Consider the following 20867-nt stretch of genomic DNA (forward strand, 5'->3'; position numbering starts at 1 on the left):
GAGCATTGGAACCACCTGATCCCATCCCGAACTCAGCAGTGAAACGATGCATCGCCGATGGTAGTGTGGGGTTTCCCCATGTGAGAGTAGGTCATCGTCAAGATTAAATTCCGAAACCCCTATCTGCGCATGCAGGTAGGGGTTTTGTTTTTGTCCGCAGGAAAGCCGCTGTAGGAGCAAGCTCGCTCCTACACACGTCGCCTTCAATGCTAAAGTCCATTCCTCGATTTTGCTTTCCCCAAGGAAGCCTTTATGCCGGACGCGACGTCCCTCAGTGCTGGTTTTATGGTGGTTCACGGCAACCGCCTGGACGAGTTGCGCAGTCTGGTGGTCAGCTGGATGCGGCGCTACCCGCTGGCTCCCCTGGAAAATGAAATCGCCCTGGTGCAGAGCAACGGCATCGCCCAATGGTTGAAGCTGGCACTGGCCGAAGACCCGGAAGATGACGACATGGGTGGCTGTGGCATCGCCGCCGCCATCGACGTGCAGTTACCGGGCAGCTTCATGTGGCAGCTTTATCGCATGGTCCTTGGCCGTAACGAAATCCCGGTCAAATCCCTGCTCGACAAAGCCCCACTGACTTGGCGTCTGATGCGCCTGCTGCCGCAATTGATCGATCAATCGCACTTCGAGCCCCTGCAGCGCTTCCTGGCCAATGACAGCGATTTACGCAAGCGCTACCAGTTGGCCGAGCGACTGGCGGATTTGTTCGACCAATACCAGGTATACCGGGCCGACTGGCTCGAAGACTGGGCCGAAGGCCGACATCAATTACGCAACGGCAGAGGCGAAACCAAACCCCTGACCCCGGCCAACTGCTGGCAGGCAGAGTTGTGGCGTGCATTGTTGCTGGATGTGGGGGAAAAAGGCATGGCGCAAAGCCGCGCCGGTGTCCATCAGCGGTTTATCGAACGCATCAACAGCCTCGATGTGGCCCCTGGCGGGCTGCCTTCCCGGGTGATCGTTTTCGGGATTTCCTCGCTGCCGGCTCAAGCCCTGGAAGCCCTGGCCGGCCTGTCTCGTTTCAGCCAGGTTTTGCTTTGCGTGCATAATCCCTGTCGTCACCATTGGGCAGACATCGTCGCCGATAAAGACCTGTTGCGACATCAGTACAAGCGTCAGGCGCGCAAGAGCGGCATGCCGGTTGTGCTCGATCCGCAAACCCTGCATCAGCATGCCCACCCGCTACTGGCGGCATGGGGCAAGCAGGGGCGGGACTATATCAATCTGCTCGACAGCTACGATGATCCCAACAGCTATCGTTCGGCCTTTCGTGATGGGCGCATTGATCTGTTCAGCGACAGCCAACCGCAGAACATGCTCAACCAGCTGCAGGACGACATTCTTGAATTACGTCCCCTGAACGAGACTCGCGAGCGTTGGCCGGCGCTCGATCCGGACAAGGACGAATCGATCCGTTTTCACATTGCCCACAGCGCACAGCGCGAAGTGGAGATCCTCCACGATCAATTGCTCGCGCGCTTCAGCGCCGACCCGAACCTAAGGCCGCGCGACGTGATCGTGATGGTCCCGGATATCGACAGCTACGCACCGCATATTCGAGCGGTATTTGGTCAGCTTGATCGCCATGATCCGCGCTTTATTCCCTTCACGCTTGCAGACCAGGGCCAACGTGGCCGTGATCCGCTATTGATCGCTGTCGAACACCTGCTCAAATTGCCTGACAGTCGTTTCCCGGTGAGCGAAATCCTCGATCTGCTGGACGTTCCGGCACTGCGCGCACGCTTTGCGGTGGAGGAGCGTGACCTGCCAACTCTGCACCGTTGGATCGAAGGCGCGGGCATTCGCTGGGGCATGAACGCCGAGCAACGTGCGGGTCTCGGTCTGCCGGCGGAGCTGGAGCAGAACAGTTGGCGCTTCGGCCTGCGGCGGATGCTGCTCGGTTATGCTGTGGGCAGCGGCGGTGCCTGCGAGGGCATCGAGCCCTACGATGAGATCGGCGGTCTGGATGCCGCGCTCATCGGTCCGTTGGTCGCACTGCTGGATGCGCTGGAGATCGCCCACCAGGAACTCTCTCGGCCTGCTCCCCCCAAGCAGTGGGGCATGCGATTGCAAGCGCTGGTGCAGTTGTTCTTCCAGGCCAGCAACGAGCATGACGACTACTTGCTGTCCCAGCTCGAAGTGTTGCGTGAAACCTGGCTTGAGACCTGTGAATCAGTTGGCTTGCGCGACGAGTTATCCCTGACCGTCGTCCGTGAAGCCTGGCTGGCCGGGCTGGATCAAGGGCGCTTGTCCCAGCGGTTCCTGGCCGGTGCGGTCAACTTCTGCACCTTGATGCCCATGCGCGCGATCCCGTTCAAGCTGGTCTGCCTGTTGGGCATGAACGACGGCGATTACCCGCGGGCGCAACCGCCCCTGGACTTCGACCTGATGGGCAGCGATTACCGCCCCGGCGATCGCTCCCGGCGCGAAGATGACCGCTATCTGCTGCTGGAGGCTCTGCTGTCGGCGCGTGACCAACTGTATATCAGCTGGGTCGGCCGCAGCATTCGGGATAACAGCGAGCGGCCTGCATCGGTGCTGATTGGCCAGCTGCGTGACCATCTGGCTAGCGGCTGGCGATTGCACGAAGCGGACGAAAACCTGCTTGAGGCCATGACTCAGGAACACCCGTTGCAACCCTTTAGCGCCCGTTATTTCCACGAAGGCGATGAGCTGTTCAGCTATGCCAACGAATGGCAGGTGCTCCATCAAGCGAGCGAGCCCGAGACTGAGATCGAGGTCCTCGATGCCTACCTTCAGGAAGAGCCACTGAGCCTCGGTCAATTGCAGGATTTCCTGCGCAATCCTGTACGACATTTCTTTAGCCAGCGCCTCAAGGTGTTCTTCGAAGCGGCAGACGCACCCCTGGCCGATGAAGAGCCCTTTGTACTCGACGCGCTGCAACGCTACAGCCTCAGCGACAAGCTTCTCGAAGCGGCGCTGGGACAGCCGGATCACACCGATCAGGCGCTGGAGGCGCAGGCCAGGCGCCTGCAGCACAGCGGGTTACTGCCCATGGCCGGTTTTGGTGAATGTCTGCAGCGAGAATTGATCGAGCCATTGCCGGATCTGCTGCAGCGCTACCGGCAACTCCTGGCGTTATGGCCTACACCGCTCACCAGCGCGCTGCCGGTGAATCTGGAGCTTCAAGGCCTGCGCCTGGAAGGTTGGCTCAGCGGCCTGCATCAGCGTGCAGACGGTGGTTTGCTTTCGGTCACGACGATCCCCAACAGTATCGGTTCGATCAAGTCGCGCAAATGGCATCGCCTGACGCGGCCATGGGTCAACCATCTGGTGGCCTGCGCCAGTGGCATGGCGTTGACCACGGCGTTGGTGGCCAGCGATGAAAGTCTGCTGCTCGCTCCGATGGAGCAGGGTGCAGCCTCGCGGATTCTGGGCGACCTGTTGCTGGCCTGGCAAACCGGTATGCGCCAACCGCTGCCGATTGCGGTGAAAACAGCCTTCGCCTGGCTGGGTCAGACCGATCCGGTCAAAGCCCGGGCCGCTGCGCGCAAGGCCTATGAAGGCGATGGCCTGACCACGGATGGCGAGCGCCGTGAAAGCCCGGCGCTGGGTCGTCAATTCGCCGACTACGACATGCTGATGGCCGACGAGACTTTTCCCGATTGGTGCGACGCCTTGTATCGGCCACTGCTTGAAGCCCCCTGGCGTTCACTGACCAGCGAGGAAGCGCGCTCATGACCACGAAAACATCGCTGGCCCTGGCCTTCCCGCTGCGTGGCAGCCAACTGATCGAAGCCAGCGCCGGGACCGGCAAGACCTTCACCATTTCCGCCCTCTACCTGCGCCTGGTCCTTGGCCACGGCGGGGAACCGAGCGGGTTCGGACGTGAGCTGTTACCTCCGCACATCCTGGTCGTGACCTTCACCGATGCGGCCACCAAAGAGCTGCGCGAACGTATTCGCACGCGTCTGGCCGAGGCTGCACGGTTCTTCCGCGAGGAAACCCCGGCGCCGGATGCGCTGATTGCCGAGCTGCGTGATCAGTACCTGCCCGAGCAGTGGTCCGGATGCGCAAACCGCCTGGATATCGCCGCCCAGTGGATGGACGAAGCCGCCGTCTCGACTATCCACAGTTGGTGCCAGCGCATGTTGCGCGAACACGCGTTCGACAGTGGCAGCCTGTTTACCCAGACCCTGGAAACCGATCACAGTGATTTGTTGGGTGAGGTCCTGCGCGATTACTGGCGAATGTTCTGCTACCCGATGCAAGGCGATGCGCTGAACTGGGTTCGCAGCAACTGGGGCGGCCCGGCGGCATTGTTGCCGCGAGTACGCGGGTTGTTCGCCAGCGAGCGTGACAATGTCGAGGGTAGAGCGCCTGCCGAGCTGATCGCGCAATGCCTGGTGGAACGACGGGCCGCCTTGCTTGAACTGAAGATGCCCTGGCGCCAGTGGGCGGACGAGTTGCTTGCCCTCTGTCATCAGGGCGTTGCAAGCAAGAGCGTCGACGGGCGCAAGATGCAGGCGCGTTACTTCGAGCCCTGGTTCGAAAAAATCAAGGCCTGGGCCGAAGACGAATCCCTCGAACAACTGGATATCGGCACCGGCTTCACCCGCCTGACGCCCGATGGCATGGCTGAAGCATGGAAGGGTGAGCCGCCCCGTCATCCCGGCCTGGAGGCGATGCCCGGCCTCAAGTTCAGCCTCGATGGATTGCCGACGCCCGATGCAGCGGTTCTGCAACATGCCGCCCAATGGGTGGGGGCACGGTTCGAGGAAGAGAAACGTCGTCGCGCGGAAATGGGCTTCGACGACATGCTGCTGCGCCTCGATGCAGCCTTGCAATCCGAGGGCGGCGAGCGCCTGGCTACCTTGATCCGCGAGCAGTTTCCGGTGGCGTTGATCGACGAGTTCCAGGACACCGACCCGGTGCAATACCGGATCTTCGAAAGCATCTATCGCATCGAAGACAACAACCCGCAAAGCGGCCTGTTTCTGATCGGCGACCCGAAGCAGGCGATCTATGCCTTCCGGGGTGCCGACATCTATACCTACCTGCGCGCTCGCCAGGCCACCGCTGGCCGCCTGCATACCCTGGGCACCAACTTCCGCTCCAGTCATGGCATGGTCAGTGCGGTCAACCATGTGTTCGAGCGTGCCGAGTCGCGCGAGTCCGGGCAGGGCGCTTTCCTGTTTCGTGAAAAGAACGGCGAGAACCCGGTGCCGTTCCTGCCCGTCGAATCCCAGGGACGCAAAGAAGCGCTGCACATCGAAGGCCGGGTTGTCCCCGCCCTGAATGTCTGGCACCTGTCTGCCGAACAGCCCCTCTCCGGTGCGGTGTACCGGCAACAACTGGCCGCCGCTTGCGCCAGTGAAATCACGGCGTTGCTCAACGGCGGGCAACAAGGTCGTGCGGGCTTCATACAGGACGGCAAAGACTTTCGGGGCCTGTTGCCGGCTGATATCGCGATCCTGGTGCGCGACGGCAAGGAAGCCCAGGCCGTGCGCGCCGAACTCTCGGCCCGGGGCGTGCGCAGTGTTTACCTGTCGGACAAGGACTCGGTGTTCGCCGCCCAGGAAGCCCACGACCTGTTGACCTGGCTCAAGGCGTGCGCCGAGCCGGATGTCGAGCGTCCACTGCGGGCTGCGCTGGCGTGCATCACGCTGAACCTGTCCCTGGCTGAACTTGAGCGGTTGAATCAGGACGAACTGGCCTGGGAAGCTCGGGTCATGCAGTTTCGCGGTTATCGCGAGCTGTGGCGCAAGCAGGGTGTGTTGCCCATGCTGCGGCGCTTGCTGCATGACTTCCGCTTGCCCCAGGCATTGATCGCGCGCAGCGATGGCGAGCGCGTGTTGACCAACCTGTTGCACCTGTCCGAGCTGCTGCAACAGGCGGCTGCCGAACTCGATGGCGAGCAGGCGCTGATCCGGCATTTGTCCGAGCACCTGGCGTTGTCCGGCCAGGCGGGCGAAGAGCAGATCCTGCGCCTGGAGAGCGATGAACAACTGGTCAAGGTCGTGACCATTCACAAGTCCAAGGGGCTTGAGTACCCCTTGGTGTTCCTGCCGTTCATTTGTTCGGCGAAACCGGTGGATGGCAGCCGGCTGCCACTGCATTACCACGACGCCAGCGGCAAGGCCCAGGTGACCTTGAAGCCGACGGCCGAGTTGATTGCCCTGGCCGACGATGAGCGCCTGGCCGAGGATCTGCGGTTGCTCTATGTGGCCCTGACCCGGGCGCAACATGCTTGCTGGCTCGGGGTGAGCGACCTCAAGCGCGGCAATAACAACAGCTCGGTGCTGCACCTTTCGGCATTGGGTTATCTGCTGGGGAGCGGTTCGCCATTGGCTGAGTCGGCCGGGTTGAAGCGTTGGCTGGAATACCTGCAGCAGGATTGCCCGGCACTGAGCTATGGTGAAATGCCTGAAGCAAGCGCCGAGCATTACCATCCGCCACACAACGAAGCGGCACTGCTCGCTGCGCTAATCCCTAAGCGCAAGGCCAGTGAAAACTGGTGGATCGCCTCTTACAGTGCCTTGCGCATTGGCGAGAGACTGAGCGAGGGCAGTGACGAAGCCCCCGAGAGTCCTCAAGCGCAAAAACTCTTCGACGACGAACGCCTAGATCCGCAAGCACCACGAGAAGTGATTGCCGGCGGCGCGGACATCCATCGATTCCCCCGTGGCCCCGGCCCCGGTACTTTCCTTCATGGCTTGCTGGAGTGGGCGGGAGACGAAGGTTTTGCCGTCACACCGCAAGCTGTGGAAGACGCCATTGCGCGTCGCTGTAACCGTCGCGGCTGGGAAGGTTGGATCACCGCCCTGAGTGACTGGCTGCAGCATCTGCTCAAATCCCCGCTGCCTGTGGGTGCCGGGCAGTCGCCGGTGATTTTCGGCCAACTGAACCAATACCGCGTCGAGATGGAGTTCTGGTTCGCCAGCCACAAGGTGGATGTACTCAAGCTCGATGAGCTCGTGCGCCAATACACCCACAACGGTGTGGCACGGGTGGCGGCCGAATCGGTGTTGCTCAACGGCATGTTCAAGGGCTTCATCGACCTGACATTCGAGCACGACGGCCGCTACTACGTCGCCGACTACAAATCCAACTGGCTGGGTGTCGATGACATGGCCTACACCGAGCAGGCCATGGAGCAGTCGATCCTCGACAACCGTTACGACCTGCAATACGTGCTGTACCTGCTGGCCTTGCATCGTCAGCTCAAGGCGCGGCTTGCCGATTACGATTACGACCGGCATGTCGGCGGTGCGTTGTACCTGTTCCTGCGGGGTACGCGCGCATCCAGCCAGGGCGTGTACTTCGCCCGTCCGCCAAAAGAACTGATCGAGCGCCTGGACCGGATGTTCCAGGGCAAGCCAGAGCCCAAGGCAGAACCGGCCTGGGAACAGGGAGTACTGCTATGAGTCGCACCTTCGCCGATTTGCTACCCACGCCATTGGCCGCCGAAAGCCTGGCAGACCTGGCCCCCTTGAGTCGCGCCGATGACTTGTTGCTGTTGCTCACGCGCTGGGTCGAACGCGGCTGGTTGCGGGCGCTGGACAAGGCCTTCGTGGCCTTTCTGCATGAGCTCGCGCCCAATGATGATCCCTTGGTACTGCTGGCCGCGGCATTGACCAGTCACCAACTGGGGCACGGCCATGTTTGCCTGGATCTGTTCGAGACGCTGAAAGAGCCGGACTTCGCCCTCTCACTGCCGCCCGAAGGCGATCTGCAAAGTGACGCGATGCTGTTGCCGTCGCAATTGCTTGAGGCGCTGGACGCCGCTCACTGGTGCAAGGTGCTGGCTGCCAGCAACTTGGTCGCATTGGCGGTCGACGCTCGTGAAGCCGCGCAGCAGAGGCCCTTGGTGCTATCGGGCAAACGCCTGTACCTGCGTCGCTACTGGGCTTACGAACGGCGTATCGATCACTCGTTGCGCCAGCGCTTGGCGGAACACGAAACCACCCCGGACGACTTGTCCCAACGCCTGACCGGCCTGTTCGGTCCTGCCCGGGCCGACGAAGTGATCGACTGGCAAAAGCTCGCCTGCGCCCTGGCCACCCGCAGTGCCTTCAGCATCGTCACCGGCGGCCCGGGAACCGGCAAAACCACGACGGTCGTGCGCTTGCTGGCCCTGCTGCAGGCGCCGGCGGTGGAGGCAGGCAAACCCTTGCGCATCCGTCTCGCCGCCCCCACCGGCAAAGCCGCGGCGCGGCTGACCGAGTCCATCAGTGCCCAGGTTCGCACCCTGGAAGTCAATGAAGCGATACGGGAAAAAATCCCGTCGGACGTCACTACCGTGCACCGCCTGCTCGGCAGCCGTCCCGGTACGCGACATTTCCGGCATCACGCGGGTAATCGCCTGCCGCTGGATGTGCTGGTGGTGGACGAAGCCTCGATGATCGACCTGGAAATGATGGCCAACCTGCTGGACGCGATGCCGGCCCATGCCCGATTGGTGCTGTTGGGTGACAAGGACCAGTTGGCGTCGGTGGAGGCCGGTGCCGTGCTCGGCGATCTGTGCCGCGATGCCGAGGCCGGTTGGTACAGCCCGCAGACCCGGCAGTGGCTGGAGTCGGTCAGTGGCGAACGTCTGGACGCCAGCGGTTTGCAGGAAGACATCAATGGGACTCATCCACTCGCCCAGCAAGTAGTGATGCTGCGCCACTCGCGGCGGTTCGGCGAGGGCAGCGGCATTGGCCAACTGGCGCGTTGGGTGAACCAGCAGCACCCGGAACACGCGCGCAAGCTCTTGGCAGCGCGCAGTCACGACGACGTGTTTAGCCTGTCCCTCAAGGGTGAGCAGGATCGGGCGCTGGAGCGCCTGCTGCTTGAGGGGCATGGCGACGGGCCGCAGGGTTATCGGCATTACCTGACCTTGCTGCGCAGCCAGCGGCCAGCGCTCGACAGGCCCCTGCATGATCAATCCTGGATCGACTGGGCCCGTAGCGTGTTGCAAGCCTTCGACGCGTTCCAGTTGTTGTGCGCAGTACGCAAGGGGCCCTGGGGTGTGGAAGGCTTGAATCAACGAGTGACCGCCGCGCTGCTCAAGGCGCGGCTCATCGACAGTGACCACCAATGGTACGAAGGCCGCCCGGTGCTCATGACCCGTAACGACTATGGCCTGGGCTTGATGAACGGCGATATCGGCATCACGCTCAAGTTGCCGGAGCGTGATGGACCCGAGGCCGGGAAGCGGGTGCTGCGTGTGGCGTTCCCACGCAATGACGGGCAGGGCGGCGTGCGCTTTGTCCTGCCGAGCCGGCTCAATGATGTCGAAACCGTGTACGCCATGACCGTGCACAAATCCCAGGGTTCGGAATTCGCCCACACGGCGTTGATTCTGCCGGACGCCCTCAACCCGGTCCTCACCAAAGAGCTGATCTATACCGGAATCACCCGGGCAAAGCACTGGTTCACCTTGATCGAACCCCGTGCCGGGGTGTTCGAAGAGGCGGTGCGGCGCAAGGTCAAGCGCTTGAGCGGGTTGATGCTGGAGCTGGAAGAGCCGCCCTTGGCCGGGTGATTGAAGGGGAGCGGAAACACTGTGCGAACGCCGACTAATCGGCGAACAACATTTTCCGGCTCTCCCCCATCAACAGACCCTGATTCCGTTCTGTGACCGCGCGGATGTAATCCCACAGCAAGGTGATCCGCTTGAGCTTGCGCAGGTCTTCGCGGCAGTACATCCAGAACTTCAAGGAAAACAGGTTAACCCAATGAATACAGGGGCTAACCGCTATGAGCATCCTTGAAGTTCGATCTGCTGTTACAAACACCGTTACAAATCTCGCTCGTCCTGTGAAGCCGACCACAAGGCTCGCCAAGCCGTATTACTTCAGGCGTAACGGGATTTACTACATGCGTCTCAGGGCCACGGGCAGCACCACTGAGTTTGCTTCAGTTTCCCTCAAGACCAGTAACAGGCGGGATGCATTGGACGCTTCAGAACATCTTTTGGGGTTCGTTAGGGCGTTCCATTTGGATAATGCTGATGCTTCGTGGAGCAAGCTGAAAGAACATTTCCGTGTTGTATCGGTGGAGCTGTTTGAGGCTCGACGTGATGCCAGCGTTATGCAGGTGTGGGGCGGATTGCATGATGGCCACTCAGGCTTGGTGGGCGGCTCTTTGCGACCAATGAAGCCAGTAGCGGACGTCCCAGTATCGATATCTGTATTGGCCCCAGCGATGACCTTTGAGATTCTCTCGGGCCTCTACTTGGCTGACCGTGGACAGGACCAGAAGGCGTCGACCCTGAAGGAAACCAAGATTTGCCACGGGACAATCTCTGCGGCTCTCGGTGGACTGGACATGCGGACTCACTCACGGGCTGACCTCGTGGCCCTGCGTGATCGATTTTCAGATGGCCGTATACCTTCAACGGTCAATAAGCTGATCGTGAAGCTGTCAGCAGTCCTCGCGTGGTCAGTTGAAAATGGTCACATACCCAAGTCATTCGACAAGAAGCTGAAGCTCACCAAGGGGCTTGAGTCGACCCGTAAGGCGTTTACACAGGATCAGGTAGTCAAGCTGGTGTCTTACTGCAATACGCTTCCTGAAACCTCGTGGAAACGCTGGCTTCTGAGTCTGGGGGCTATCACTGGCGGGCGCCTGAACGAAATATCCCAGTTGACCACGAGTGACGTCTTGACCCTGGAGGCGGGAATCGTTGCGATCCACATCAATGAGGCGGGGGAGGGAAAGTCAATCAAGAACAAGCGAAGTGAACGATTGGTGCCGTTGACTGATTGTGCCTACGGGTTCGACCTCGCTGCCTTCTTACGATACGTCGAGGCGTGCAAACTTAGTAAGTCGGAGGCGTTGGCGCAGATTGGCTACAAGACAGCGGGCGATTGGGCAAACCGACAAGCGATCCCTGCGGCCCTTGGTGACTCCTACGGTCCCGGTCTAGTGTTCCATTCGCTCCGACATTCACTGGCGTCCCTCATGCAAATCAAGGGTATCCCTACCGTCCACGCCCAAGCCGTCATGGGGCACGCATCGGGAACCGTAACCTATGATACCTACGGTTCTGGTGTGCCTGCTGAGGTCATCGCGGAAATGCTGAGCGGGCTGTTCTCGAACCAGACTGCGTCAAGGCCACCTAACGCCGAGGTACTACTACTCAACAACGTGTGACGAGACGCTGACCCGTCACCAACAAAGCACCCGCAGACGGAAACTACCCGTCAACGCCGTGATACGACCGGCAATGAGCCGTGGCTGGCAGCGTCATCCAGAATCTATATAAAGGAAGGGCAGGGGGCGGTGATTGGCGGGAGTCAGCACCGTCGAAGTGGTTCGGTCGATACAAGACGAAGCTGGGCGTCACCGACCCGAGAAAGGCATTTCACAGTTTTCGGCACACGCTCATCGACGATCTGCGGGATGCGGGGGTACAGGATTCACTTATCAAGCGGATAGCCGGACACGAAGACGCGGCGGTGACGTTCAGCTACGGTAGCCGCAGCCCGTTGAAGGCCATGGCAGAGGCCATCCAATCCATCAAGTTGTACCGATAGGATCGTCTCACCGCGAGCCCCGTCGAAACTGTACAAAAAACGACCACTTTACATTTCTGAAAATCGCCTAAGAAATGTTTGACGTTTCTCCTAGATCTGTTTATAGTCCACCTCATCAACAACGCAGCAGTCGTAAGCGACTTGGACGGAGGCAGGAAAAATGAAGATAGTCAGTTATATACGTGTGTCCGGGTCTCCTTACGACGAAAGCGCACTGAGTCTCGATACCCAACGCGAGTATATAGCCCGAGCTGCTGAGCAGAATGGCTGGGATATTGTGAGCGAGTTTGTAGACGTGGCAGCTAGTAAGGTAGCTATTGGAAAACGTCTAGAAGGCGCTAAGGCATTGGTCATGTGTAAGCGATTGGGTGCACCATTGGTAGTGGCCAAGCTCGACAGGCTTTCTCGGTCAGCTCACCACATAGCCCAGTTGATGAAAGAGTTGGAGTTCAAGGTGGCAACTATGTCACACGCCACTGCTTATGAGCTACATCTTTACGCAACACTAGTAGAGCACGAACGCAAGTTCATATATAAAGGCTTAAGAGATGCCCAACCCCTTCCTCAACAAATTGTTGGTCTAGAGCTGCACCCTTCGTTTTTGGAAGAGCATCCACATTATGCTACGTTTCGGATTGGCCGAACATCCGAGAATAGACAGCTAGCAGCGGTCGCAGTCTCCAATCGGGTTAAAGTGTTTCACTCTGAAGTGCGGCCTCACATACAAGCCTGCCTTGACACAGGTTTGACAACATTGAGTGATGTCGCAAACTGTCTTAATGGCAAAGGGATCAAAACTTCTCGCGGGGGCTTGTGGTCATCTACTCAAGTTAAGCGAGTAATGGAAGCACTAAATTTAAAATTATAATTCCTACTCCACTTACAGCAACACAGCAACTCATCAGATTTATCGCACACCGTATTACCACAGCTCTCTGCCGAACCCGAAAATACAGGGAACTGCACAGGGTTTTCGTCGTAGCCGGGATTCCGCAATTTCAAGCTTCGCCCTAACTTAAATTACGCGAGTAAACAACATGCCATGATTGCAAGATAAGACTGTGCCCGTGATACACCTCAACCAACGATGGAGAGCAACAACATGACTTAAGAGAATCGCCTCCGCGAATATGGCTGAGCATAGAGCCATTAGATCAGTTCGATTCCCACTCTCTACTAATACGACGGAATTTAAGTTTTTGTGATGGCACCTCTTTGCCTATAAAAACCTTGTGCAACCGACAAGAGAATATACTTATGACTTAGCATTCACACGAAAAGGTACTCACCTCGCCAGTACTAGAATTGCGCGAGGAAACCGTAAACATTACCGCCCATTATTATCGCTAGAGTTCTATCGACGGGCACTTGCACCCTAATTTTAAGAAGTTAATAATATATGAAAATGCAAAAAACATACTCCAGCACTGCACACACCAAAACTGATAGCGGCATCATCATGGCTAACGGGAGCCCCTTCGCTCGTCACTTGCGGAAGGCATCGGTTAATTACAGCGGAGACACTATTCCGAGCAATCTAACTGACGTCTTGAAGCTCGCTAGCATGCTGGAAAAGGAACGGCTCAAACTGGAACACGAAGCTGGAGTACTGAAGCAGCAATTTAAAGAAAACGCCGAAAAGGTAGCCTTCTACGACGAAGTGGCTGCAACCGGACATCTGTTCGATATTGATGAAGCGGCAAAGATCATGGGCACGGGGCGGACTCGGTTACTTAAATACCTTCGAAAACATCGAGTGCTAATGAGCAGCACCCACCGGTTTAACCGCCCTTACCAGAAGCATCTCGATGCCGGTCAATTCGAGGTAAAGTATCTGCAATACATGAATCGTAACACCGGCGAGCTGAAGCTAAAGTCGATGCCTTTTCTCACTGGCAAAGGATTAATCTGGCTTCAGCAGTTCATCGCCAAGCATGGTCGAACAGGACTGTAACAACTTCGCCTGCTGATAGATGGCCAGTGAGTTCCGGCTCAGGCCGCACTTCAACTGATAGCGTTAGTAACATGGACGTAAGCAGCCCGTGACGACCTTATGCACCGATCTGGACGAAGTACACCTTGAAGGTGGCTGGTGACTTCATGCCGGCCATTCTCTAGCGCTTGAAGTGGCTACATCTTTAGCAAGAAACAAGCTCGTTAGTTCTCACGCTCGCGAGTGAAATGAAAAAACATAAGTCCAGTCAACGCGCTACATATGTGGCGGCTGGAAAATACTACCTAAAATTCGAAATCGTACGAGATAACCAATGAAATACTACGCCAGCAACAACGTTATTGAGCTTGAGAGCAACCACTACCCAATGAACATAATTACCAAGACGCGAAGTTCGACGCAATATGCAATACCAATTACCGGCCCTATTGGCGAGATTTACGAGTATGCCGAATTAGTTCGTGTATTGGTATGCGCAACGGAAGAGGATGAGGTTTATATCCGGCTATCATCCCCTGGCGGAAGCTTGGAAACTTGCGACTACTTATGCCGACGCATGGATGAGTGCGAGGCGAAGATTACCGTCGAGATCGGATTTGCCTGTGCTTCTGCTGCCTCGGCTATAGCTCTCCAAGCCGATGAATGGGTGATATATAGCAGTAGCACGATGATGATTCACTCTTGCTCTTATTCTCCAGGGCACGGAAAAGAGTCGGATATTCGGGGAGTAGCAAGTTTCGTTGAGCGAGTGAACTATGAATGGGTAGATCGAACTTACCAAGGTTTTCTGGTCGAGGAAGAGTTTGTTGACGTTCTAGATAATGGCAAGGATCTGTACTTCTTTGCAGACGACCTCCGTGAACGTATGCCGCTATACAAGGCGTACCGCAAAGAACGCAAAGCAAGAGAAGTAGAAGCAATACTGCAGTATTGGAAAAGCCAACACGCAGCCTAAAGTAACAGCGTTGACATTCGTTGACGCTCTATTCGCCCAGGAGGGCATTAGTAAAAAATGAGTAACATTGTACATTTGACTGACTACCAGAACAAAGAAGTCCTAATTGGTGATATCACCATAGGGCAGGACGATGAAGGACGCTATTGCCTGAACGATGTCCACAAGGCGAGCGGTGAGGATCAGAAGCACCGGCCCAAGTACTGGCTAGAAAATGGTCAAACACAAGCCCTGATTTCTGAGGCTGAAAAGGGCGGAATTCCGCCTGTTAGCGTGATGCTTGGACGACACGGCGGAAGCTACGCTGTGAAGGAGCTGATCTACGCCTATGCGATGTGGATCAGTCCCGAGTACCACCTGAAGGTGATCCGTGCTTACGACCGGTTGGTTACTGACGGTGTGGCTGTCCACGAGAACGCTGCCCAAGATGTTCTGGACAACCCTCAGAAGTACATTCAAACGTTAAAGTGGCAGGCTCAGGCCCTGGTGGATGAGAATGCTTATTTGAAAGAGCAACTACGAGCAGTCGCACCGAAAGTTAAGTTGTTCGATAAGTTTATCGATTCCACGGGTGTAACGACGTTTCAACAGTTTTGTACCAGTCTGAACCTGCATCAGCGGAAGATTAAGCTTTGGCTACGTGATATCGGCTGGCTGCGAGCTGACCAGTTCGAAGTTAATCCGCTTCCAACTGCGAAGGCTGTTGACCACGGTTACTGTGTCGTGAAGAGCGTTGTAACGGAATACGGTCACAGGAAGCAGCAAATCAAGTTCACTGCGAAGGCTGAAGCTTATGTTGAGCTGAAGGCTCCAGACTCTGTGCGAAAGCCTATCGTTGAGAGCAAAGAAAAAATGGCTGCATAGCACCTACTTAACGCGATACAGTTGAATACAAACCGGGGTACTAGCTTGCTCCGGGGAGTAAAGGCCTGGAACTGTATAAAAAGAAGTAGGCAGAACTCGAAGCACTTCTTATACAAACTGATGCCCTTTGGTTTCACTGAGCAGAGCGAATTTCGTGCTGTCTACAATAAGGGTCACGCGTTCCCAACCGACAATAGCCGGAACACACCGAGGGTTTTCCTATGAAATGAACTACCAGGAAGAACATTATGAACATGAGCACTACTATATACGCAAGTAACGAATGCCCAATCCAGCAACTTCGCATGAAGGTGGCATCAGCACGCACTACGGCCATCGGGGACATTATCTACGATAAGTTCACCAAAGAATATTATGGCACCTATATCAGGACGCCATATTTACAAGAGCCAGCCCCGGAAAATTCTGGAGAGGCTTGCCGCGTTAAGGGCAACTGGTACATTGCCGAGGATGGCAGTCCCCTGCCCCCGGAATGCAAACAAACCCCATCTGAATATCTTGCTCCGGTTGTTGAACTGATCCCGACGCAACCTATTGAACAGGCCGAGCAAAAGTCCAAGGCTGGGAAAAAACCTCAAGTCATTAACAACCCGCTGGCCGCTGCATTGAGTACACTCAGGCTGGAAGGCAGACCCATGCCATGGCTGGACGACATTGCTTTCGGGGCTATCTATACCGGACCAGGTTTGATAAATGGCAAACACAGTGTTTCCCTTGCTGATGTGAAGAAGGTGCTGCACCTTCCGGTGTTAGCAGTAGCAACAGCAGCGGAATGCCTTTGCAACCATGACATGCAGCCGATGAGCACGCGTCAGCTACAGAGAGTGGTAGAAGCCGCGAGAACCGCACTGCGTGGCATTGCACTGCACCTTGAACGCCACCCAGACATTCTACGATCCGTTGATGTGGATATTGACTTCGACAAGCTCTGGGCAATCAACGACGAACAGACTAAGCCAGTTGCCATCGCACAGCACCCTAAGAAGCAGCAGGCGCTGGAGATGATAAGGGCGGGAGTTCCAACCAAGACCACCGCAAGGGAACTAGGCATATCCAAGAATACGGTCAAGAATTGGGGCCACGAGGCACGGCAGCAGGGGTAGTGGCAGGGGGTCAATGATCGTTGATTAGCGACAGATATATAGAGAGTGAAACTCGCCATGTCCAGCATGGTGAGTGAACGAATCGCCAAAGCGGAGCTTTCAGATTAACTACCTATATAATATAATCAACTTGTGACGTTACCGTCACGGACAATAACTTGTGCCTGAGGCACGGATTATAACTTTATTGTATAAAGAGGGGCAGAAGGGGCATGACCCCGCCCCCTGCTCTTGCCTTAAACGCTAAAGATTTACACTGCTATATATAACTCGTAACGGTACGTTACAGACAATCCTTACAGTAAAGCAGAAGATATTGGGAAGCTTCTTGTCTCCTTCCCAACTACAATAACGATACCAAAAGACATAAGATACCAACTTCTTCAAATAGCAATCTCTAAGTAGTGGTGGGGTTCTGCACCACCCTCTTCTTGTTTTTTCTTTGCTAGACTATAACTTGAACAATAATACTTCGTGACGTGCCGTCACAATATACCTGCATAGTCAAAGCAAAAATTTTGGGCTTCCTGCCCCTGCTCCCACTAACTATATATTATGCCGTGAGGCAAGATAGCAACGCTATTCAGTAGGGGTGGAGTGGTGCTGCACCACCCTGCCTTTATAGTGATAATAACCCTGGGATGTAATACTTCGTGACGAAGCGTCACCATATATTCACATAGAGTTAGGATCTACAGTATTAGGGGCTTGTACTTCTGCCCCCACTTGCCGGAAGGCAGCCTTACCAATTCCAGGCATCCACCATGCCGTTAGGCATAAGATAACCACCCGAAGGTTACGGGATGGTAGATGTTCTTCCTGTGAGGCGGGAGTGTTGCAAGCCCGTCAACATCACCGGAACCAACTCCGCTTCACGCGAGTCGGCGTTCCATTTGAACGTTACCCGACGTATCTGGAGTTTCCACCAGTAGTGGCTGAGCCGTTGTCACTGGTTGCGTAGGGCCGAGGTAGGCTCACGCTACTTGTCAATAAGGAGTATGAAATGAGAATGACGAAAAACAAGGTGCGGGTGCTTGAAGCTCTCGCTTACATCGATACCTGGAACAACGTATTCCCACCCCACACTGCCGCAAGTGTTCAACGGACACTAAAAGAAGACTTGGAGTACGGCGACTTCGACTTAGCCAACTTGACCCGAACCTTGAAGGCTCTTGTGGTTCAAGGCTTGGCTAAATGCACCGTCGAATCCGTGGATGTTTCTGGTGATACTTTTGGTTGTATCGACCGGAGGTACGAGCGGGAGATGACGCAGTATTGGCCAGCTGACCTGGACTTGGCAGCGATGGAAGTGAAGTATCGAGGTACGCCAGAAGAGCAAGAATTGAACTGGCATAATGCCTTCCAGAGAATGGGTGGTCTGCCCATACTCACAATGGAAGAGTTCCGAGCTTACAATGCACGTAAGGCGGCAGCCCTCGGATAACTAGTCTGGAACTAACTGGGTATCTATTCTCTTACAGGCGTCGGTAACACCCCTATACCACCCTGCACCCCGCGAAACCCCCGGTTTATGGCGCATTGCCACTACAGGTGCTAAGCCAGCCTCTCTTTTCGTGCAACTTTTCACAGCCCACAGTTCTGTGGAGTCCTCGGTTGGGTCTCATTTCCAGAAATGACGCCCCCCAACGTGCCACAGCAGCGGCTGAGTAATTCCAGCTTCTGCATTGCAGGGCCTTGGATTTGGTATGCCCAGTAGTGGACAAACCCCAGCAGCCACACCACGGAGCCCTGACTTTACAGGGCTGGCCTCTGTGTCATTACGGGTACGCATCAGGCACCACAGAAAAGCTGTACGAAAAGTAGCCAAAACACCCCGTTAAAGAGGGTAAATATAATAGTTGACACACCCTACGTGCTACACCACTATGTAACACACCCTAATTAATACACAGCAGGCTCTGCCATGTTCATCCGTGCTTACCTTCGCGCTTCAACTTCCGAGCAGAATGCATCCCGTGCCAAAGAAGCCCTTGTAGCGTTCGCGGCGGAACAGGGCCACAAGATTGCAGCCTTCTACATAGAGAACGAGAGTGGGACGAAGCTGGAGCGGCCTGAGTTGTTCCGTCTGCTGGAAGACACCCATGAAGGCGACGTGCTGCTGATCGAAGGCGTTGACCGCCTGTCCCGACTTACCCAGCCAGACTGGGACTTGTTAAAAGCCCGGATTGCAGTCAAGCGGGTAACGGTCGTATCGCTCGACTTGTCTACCAGTCACGCAGCCTTGAAGCCCACCCAGGGGATGGACGACTTCACCAAAGGAATGATTGCAGCCGTCAATGGTATGTTGCTCGACATGCTAGCCGTGGTGGCCCGTAAGGACTATGAAGACCGTCGCCGCCGTCAGGCTGAGGGGATCGCTAACGGCAAGGTCATTGGCGCGTATAAAGGTCGTCAGGTGGATACAGCACTTCGCGACCGCATCGCGATACTGCTGAATGACGGCAAGAGCATTCGCGGAGTAGCCCACATGCTGGAGTGCAGCACGACTACAGTTCAAAGGGTTAAGGCTGCCCTTAGTTCAAAACTGTAAGCTCCTGTAGAGACGTATAGGTCACGCCAGTACTGCGACCTTTATCATCCCAGGATATTCTGTTTTTAGCTGCTGTAACGCCTCGTGGATCGCTCCAAGGGGTTAGGAACCGACCGTCATAGTGCGAAGTTTCAGCAATTCTCCAGATACCGGCTCTGATATTCCCGCTACCGGATCGCGACCGATAGTTGCCCAAGGCAAATGCCGGTTTTGAAAATTGGGGTATCACTGGATCTGGAAAAGTGGCTTACGACCGACGGAGAACGGCGAGGAGCAACCATTTTCGTTGTAGCAGTTGCAGAAGACTGCGTCCGATAGCGATATGGTATTGCGACATGACTCAATCTCCGGCTGCTGCTTCAATTGCGACATCAGCCTTGGGTCGACAGCGGTCATGACTTAGATCCAGTGTGCCTAATGGTCTCCCTTGTCCGCCGGCTTTTACCTGAATACCTTCAAATAGAGTGTCCGTAGTGTGATGTCGGTGGACTAGTTCGGTGTATTCCGGCTGCGCCAGACTGGTATTTTGAAGACTTCGTTCCGCATCCCCCAGAAAACATGATAATTAGCGTTTCTGAGAAAATTTCGAAATTTCAAAGAATACCTCCGGACGATCGTGGCCTAATACTCCACTCACTTTCAATTCGCAACCGTAAATTCGAAAGCCGGTCGCTTAAATTGTCAGCCGAAATAAAACCACTGAAATTGAAATACCGCGCCAACGCCGGCCTAGCAAAAGCAGGCATTCGAGAAAGGCCTTCTGCCAAACTACCGGCGGCCGTAATCAAAATAAATATGGGTTTATATGTATTGCCGCGCCCATGCGAACGGGCCAATTGGATTAAATCAACTATACTTTCGGGATCCCGTTCATCTATATCTATAAAAAACAAATAACATTTATCATCACGCATAAGTCCATTATTACTCACCCCAAGCGATAATCGAGTGGCGTCCTCTTCTACAAATTGAATGTCTATCCAAATATCCTGAGCCACAAGGGCGTCCTTTATTTTCGAAAACAAATCCGTATAACCTGGAACCAAAAAAACACGCACAGGTTTGTTTGGGCGCAGAAATGCGGAAACGGTCTCCCGCACAAGCTTACTAACGCTTTGATACACAAGGTCGTTGCGTTCCAGGGGCTTGCATATTGACAGGTGATTACCGTCAACCCCAATGGGAACACATCCCACGATTCCAGGGTTAGCACTAACAGAGTCGACCACGACTGTTGGTCCAGTTTTACTCGTCTCGTGGTATGCGGCCACTGTAATTGACATACGGGCAACGTTTTGGCGAAACCACTCTCCTAGATTCTGCAGATAAGCACTACCGTGCGCCATCTCTTTAGTGACATTGCTCGGCAAGCTAAGGAAGGACAATCTTGACGCCAGATCTGATAATGAGGCTCCAGTATGGGGAGTAGCAAGAAAAACGATCGCTCGGGTATTACTTACCAATGGGCGCCATTTCTCTATATTCATAGTATCCGCTGTCTGAAGAAGCTGTTTAACCATTAACCCCCCCAAGCTGTGGGCAATAAAAATAGTAGGCCTCGCACCAATTCCATGAGCAGTCAAGTACTCTAAAATATTTCGGGATCGCTCAAGAATCCCCATAGATGAAGAATTGGAACTCCACATTGTCACTGATGCGGGATATCCTAAGCTGAATACGCGCACATTTTCTATATCGGCTGACAACCAAGACGGCCAAAAATCTTCAGCCTTTCCCGGCGGGTGCCATGTATCCAGATAGTTACCGCCAACACCGTGCACAAACAACACATCTGCAACGATTTCAGCCTCAGTCTTCGCATCTACTTGATATAACGATACTGAACTCATCGCCTTCTCCACGAATTAATATTCAACGACTTAACGGGCTCACTACAAATATATCTTCGCTTCTCAAGATCTCAACCCGA

Annotated in this window: 12 protein-coding genes, 1 rRNA gene and 2 pseudogenes; 13 read left to right on the plus strand and 2 right to left on the minus strand. The window is 55.5% G+C overall.

The genetic code is table 11. The annotated features are described in order from the left end of the window. The 4 genes from rrf to recD all read left to right on the plus strand — a co-directional run. Nucleotides 1-103 (plus strand): 5S ribosomal RNA (gene rrf, locus F8N80_RS26335); the annotation flags it as partial. Nucleotides 104-252: 149 nt separating this feature from the next. Continuing rightward, nucleotides 253-3705: an exodeoxyribonuclease V subunit gamma gene (recC, locus tag F8N80_RS26340; protein ID WP_150785011.1), complete on the plus strand. Its 3453-nt coding sequence runs from the start codon at nucleotides 253-255 to the stop codon at nucleotides 3703-3705. Beyond that, nucleotides 3702-7391: an exodeoxyribonuclease V subunit beta gene (gene recB, locus F8N80_RS26345; protein WP_150785012.1), complete on the plus strand. Its 3690-nt coding sequence runs from the start codon at nucleotides 3702-3704 to the stop codon at nucleotides 7389-7391. Before recC ends, recB begins: the two co-directional genes overlap by 4 nt. Then, entirely contained in the window at nucleotides 7388-9493 is a 2106-nt protein-coding gene (gene recD, locus F8N80_RS26350; protein ID WP_150785013.1) for an exodeoxyribonuclease V subunit alpha, read from the plus strand. Before recB ends, recD begins: the two co-directional genes overlap by 4 nt. A 34-nt stretch (nucleotides 9494-9527) precedes the next feature. Here recD and F8N80_RS26355 read toward each other — a convergent pair. After that, nucleotides 9528-9665: pseudogene (locus tag F8N80_RS26355) on the minus strand (LysR family transcriptional regulator); the annotation flags it as partial. 43 nt (nucleotides 9666-9708) lie between these two features. Here F8N80_RS26355 and F8N80_RS26360 point away from each other — a divergent pair. The 9 genes and pseudogenes from F8N80_RS26360 to F8N80_RS26400 all read left to right on the plus strand — a co-directional run bounded on the left by F8N80_RS26360 (nucleotide 9709) and on the right by F8N80_RS26400 (nucleotide 18937). Continuing rightward, nucleotides 9709-11106, plus strand: a complete 1398-nt coding sequence (locus F8N80_RS26360; RefSeq protein ID WP_224790762.1) for a tyrosine-type recombinase/integrase — start codon at nucleotides 9709-9711, stop codon at nucleotides 11104-11106. A 146-nt stretch (nucleotides 11107-11252) separates the two neighbouring features. After that, nucleotides 11253-11489 (plus strand): annotated as a pseudogene (locus tag F8N80_RS26365) (site-specific integrase); the annotation flags it as partial. A gap of 160 nt (nucleotides 11490-11649) precedes the next feature. Next, entirely contained in the window at nucleotides 11650-12357 is a 708-nt protein-coding gene (locus F8N80_RS26370) for a recombinase family protein (protein WP_150785014.1), read from the plus strand. A gap of 531 nt (nucleotides 12358-12888) precedes the next feature. Next, nucleotides 12889-13443, plus strand: a complete 555-nt coding sequence (locus tag F8N80_RS26375; protein ID WP_150785015.1) for a phage antirepressor KilAC domain-containing protein — start codon at nucleotides 12889-12891, stop codon at nucleotides 13441-13443. 313 nt (nucleotides 13444-13756) lie between these two features. Next, on the plus strand, nucleotides 13757-14398 hold the full coding sequence (locus tag F8N80_RS26380) for an ATP-dependent Clp protease proteolytic subunit (protein ID WP_150785016.1): 642 nt from the start codon (nucleotides 13757-13759) through the stop codon (nucleotides 14396-14398). 57 nt (nucleotides 14399-14455) lie between these two features. After that, nucleotides 14456-15262: a KilA-N domain-containing protein gene (locus tag F8N80_RS31265; RefSeq protein WP_191632985.1), complete on the plus strand. Its 807-nt coding sequence runs from the start codon at nucleotides 14456-14458 to the stop codon at nucleotides 15260-15262. A gap of 248 nt (nucleotides 15263-15510) precedes the next feature. Then, the gene (locus tag F8N80_RS26390) at nucleotides 15511-16386 is read left to right on the plus strand and encodes a helix-turn-helix domain-containing protein (protein WP_150785017.1); all 876 of its coding nucleotides are present in this window, start codon (nucleotides 15511-15513) and stop codon (nucleotides 16384-16386) included. Nucleotides 16387-17389: 1003 nt separating this feature from the next. Then, nucleotides 17390-17830 (plus strand): hypothetical protein, encoded by a 441-nt coding sequence (locus F8N80_RS26395; protein WP_150785018.1) that lies wholly within the window; start codon nucleotides 17390-17392, stop codon nucleotides 17828-17830. Between the two features lie 480 nt (nucleotides 17831-18310). Continuing rightward, the gene (locus tag F8N80_RS26400; protein WP_150785019.1) at nucleotides 18311-18937 is read left to right on the plus strand and encodes a recombinase family protein; all 627 of its coding nucleotides are present in this window, start codon (nucleotides 18311-18313) and stop codon (nucleotides 18935-18937) included. A 593-nt stretch (nucleotides 18938-19530) separates the two neighbouring features. Here the strand turns inward: F8N80_RS26400 and F8N80_RS26405 are convergent. After that, nucleotides 19531-20787 (minus strand): esterase/lipase family protein, encoded by a 1257-nt coding sequence (locus tag F8N80_RS26405; RefSeq protein WP_150785020.1) that lies wholly within the window; start codon nucleotides 20785-20787, stop codon nucleotides 19531-19533. Nucleotides 20788-20867: the final 80 nt, after the last annotated feature.

Source organism: Pseudomonas fluorescens (genome assembly GCF_902497995.1).
Lineage (GTDB): Bacteria > Pseudomonadota > Gammaproteobacteria > Pseudomonadales > Pseudomonadaceae > Aquipseudomonas > Aquipseudomonas fluorescens_BK.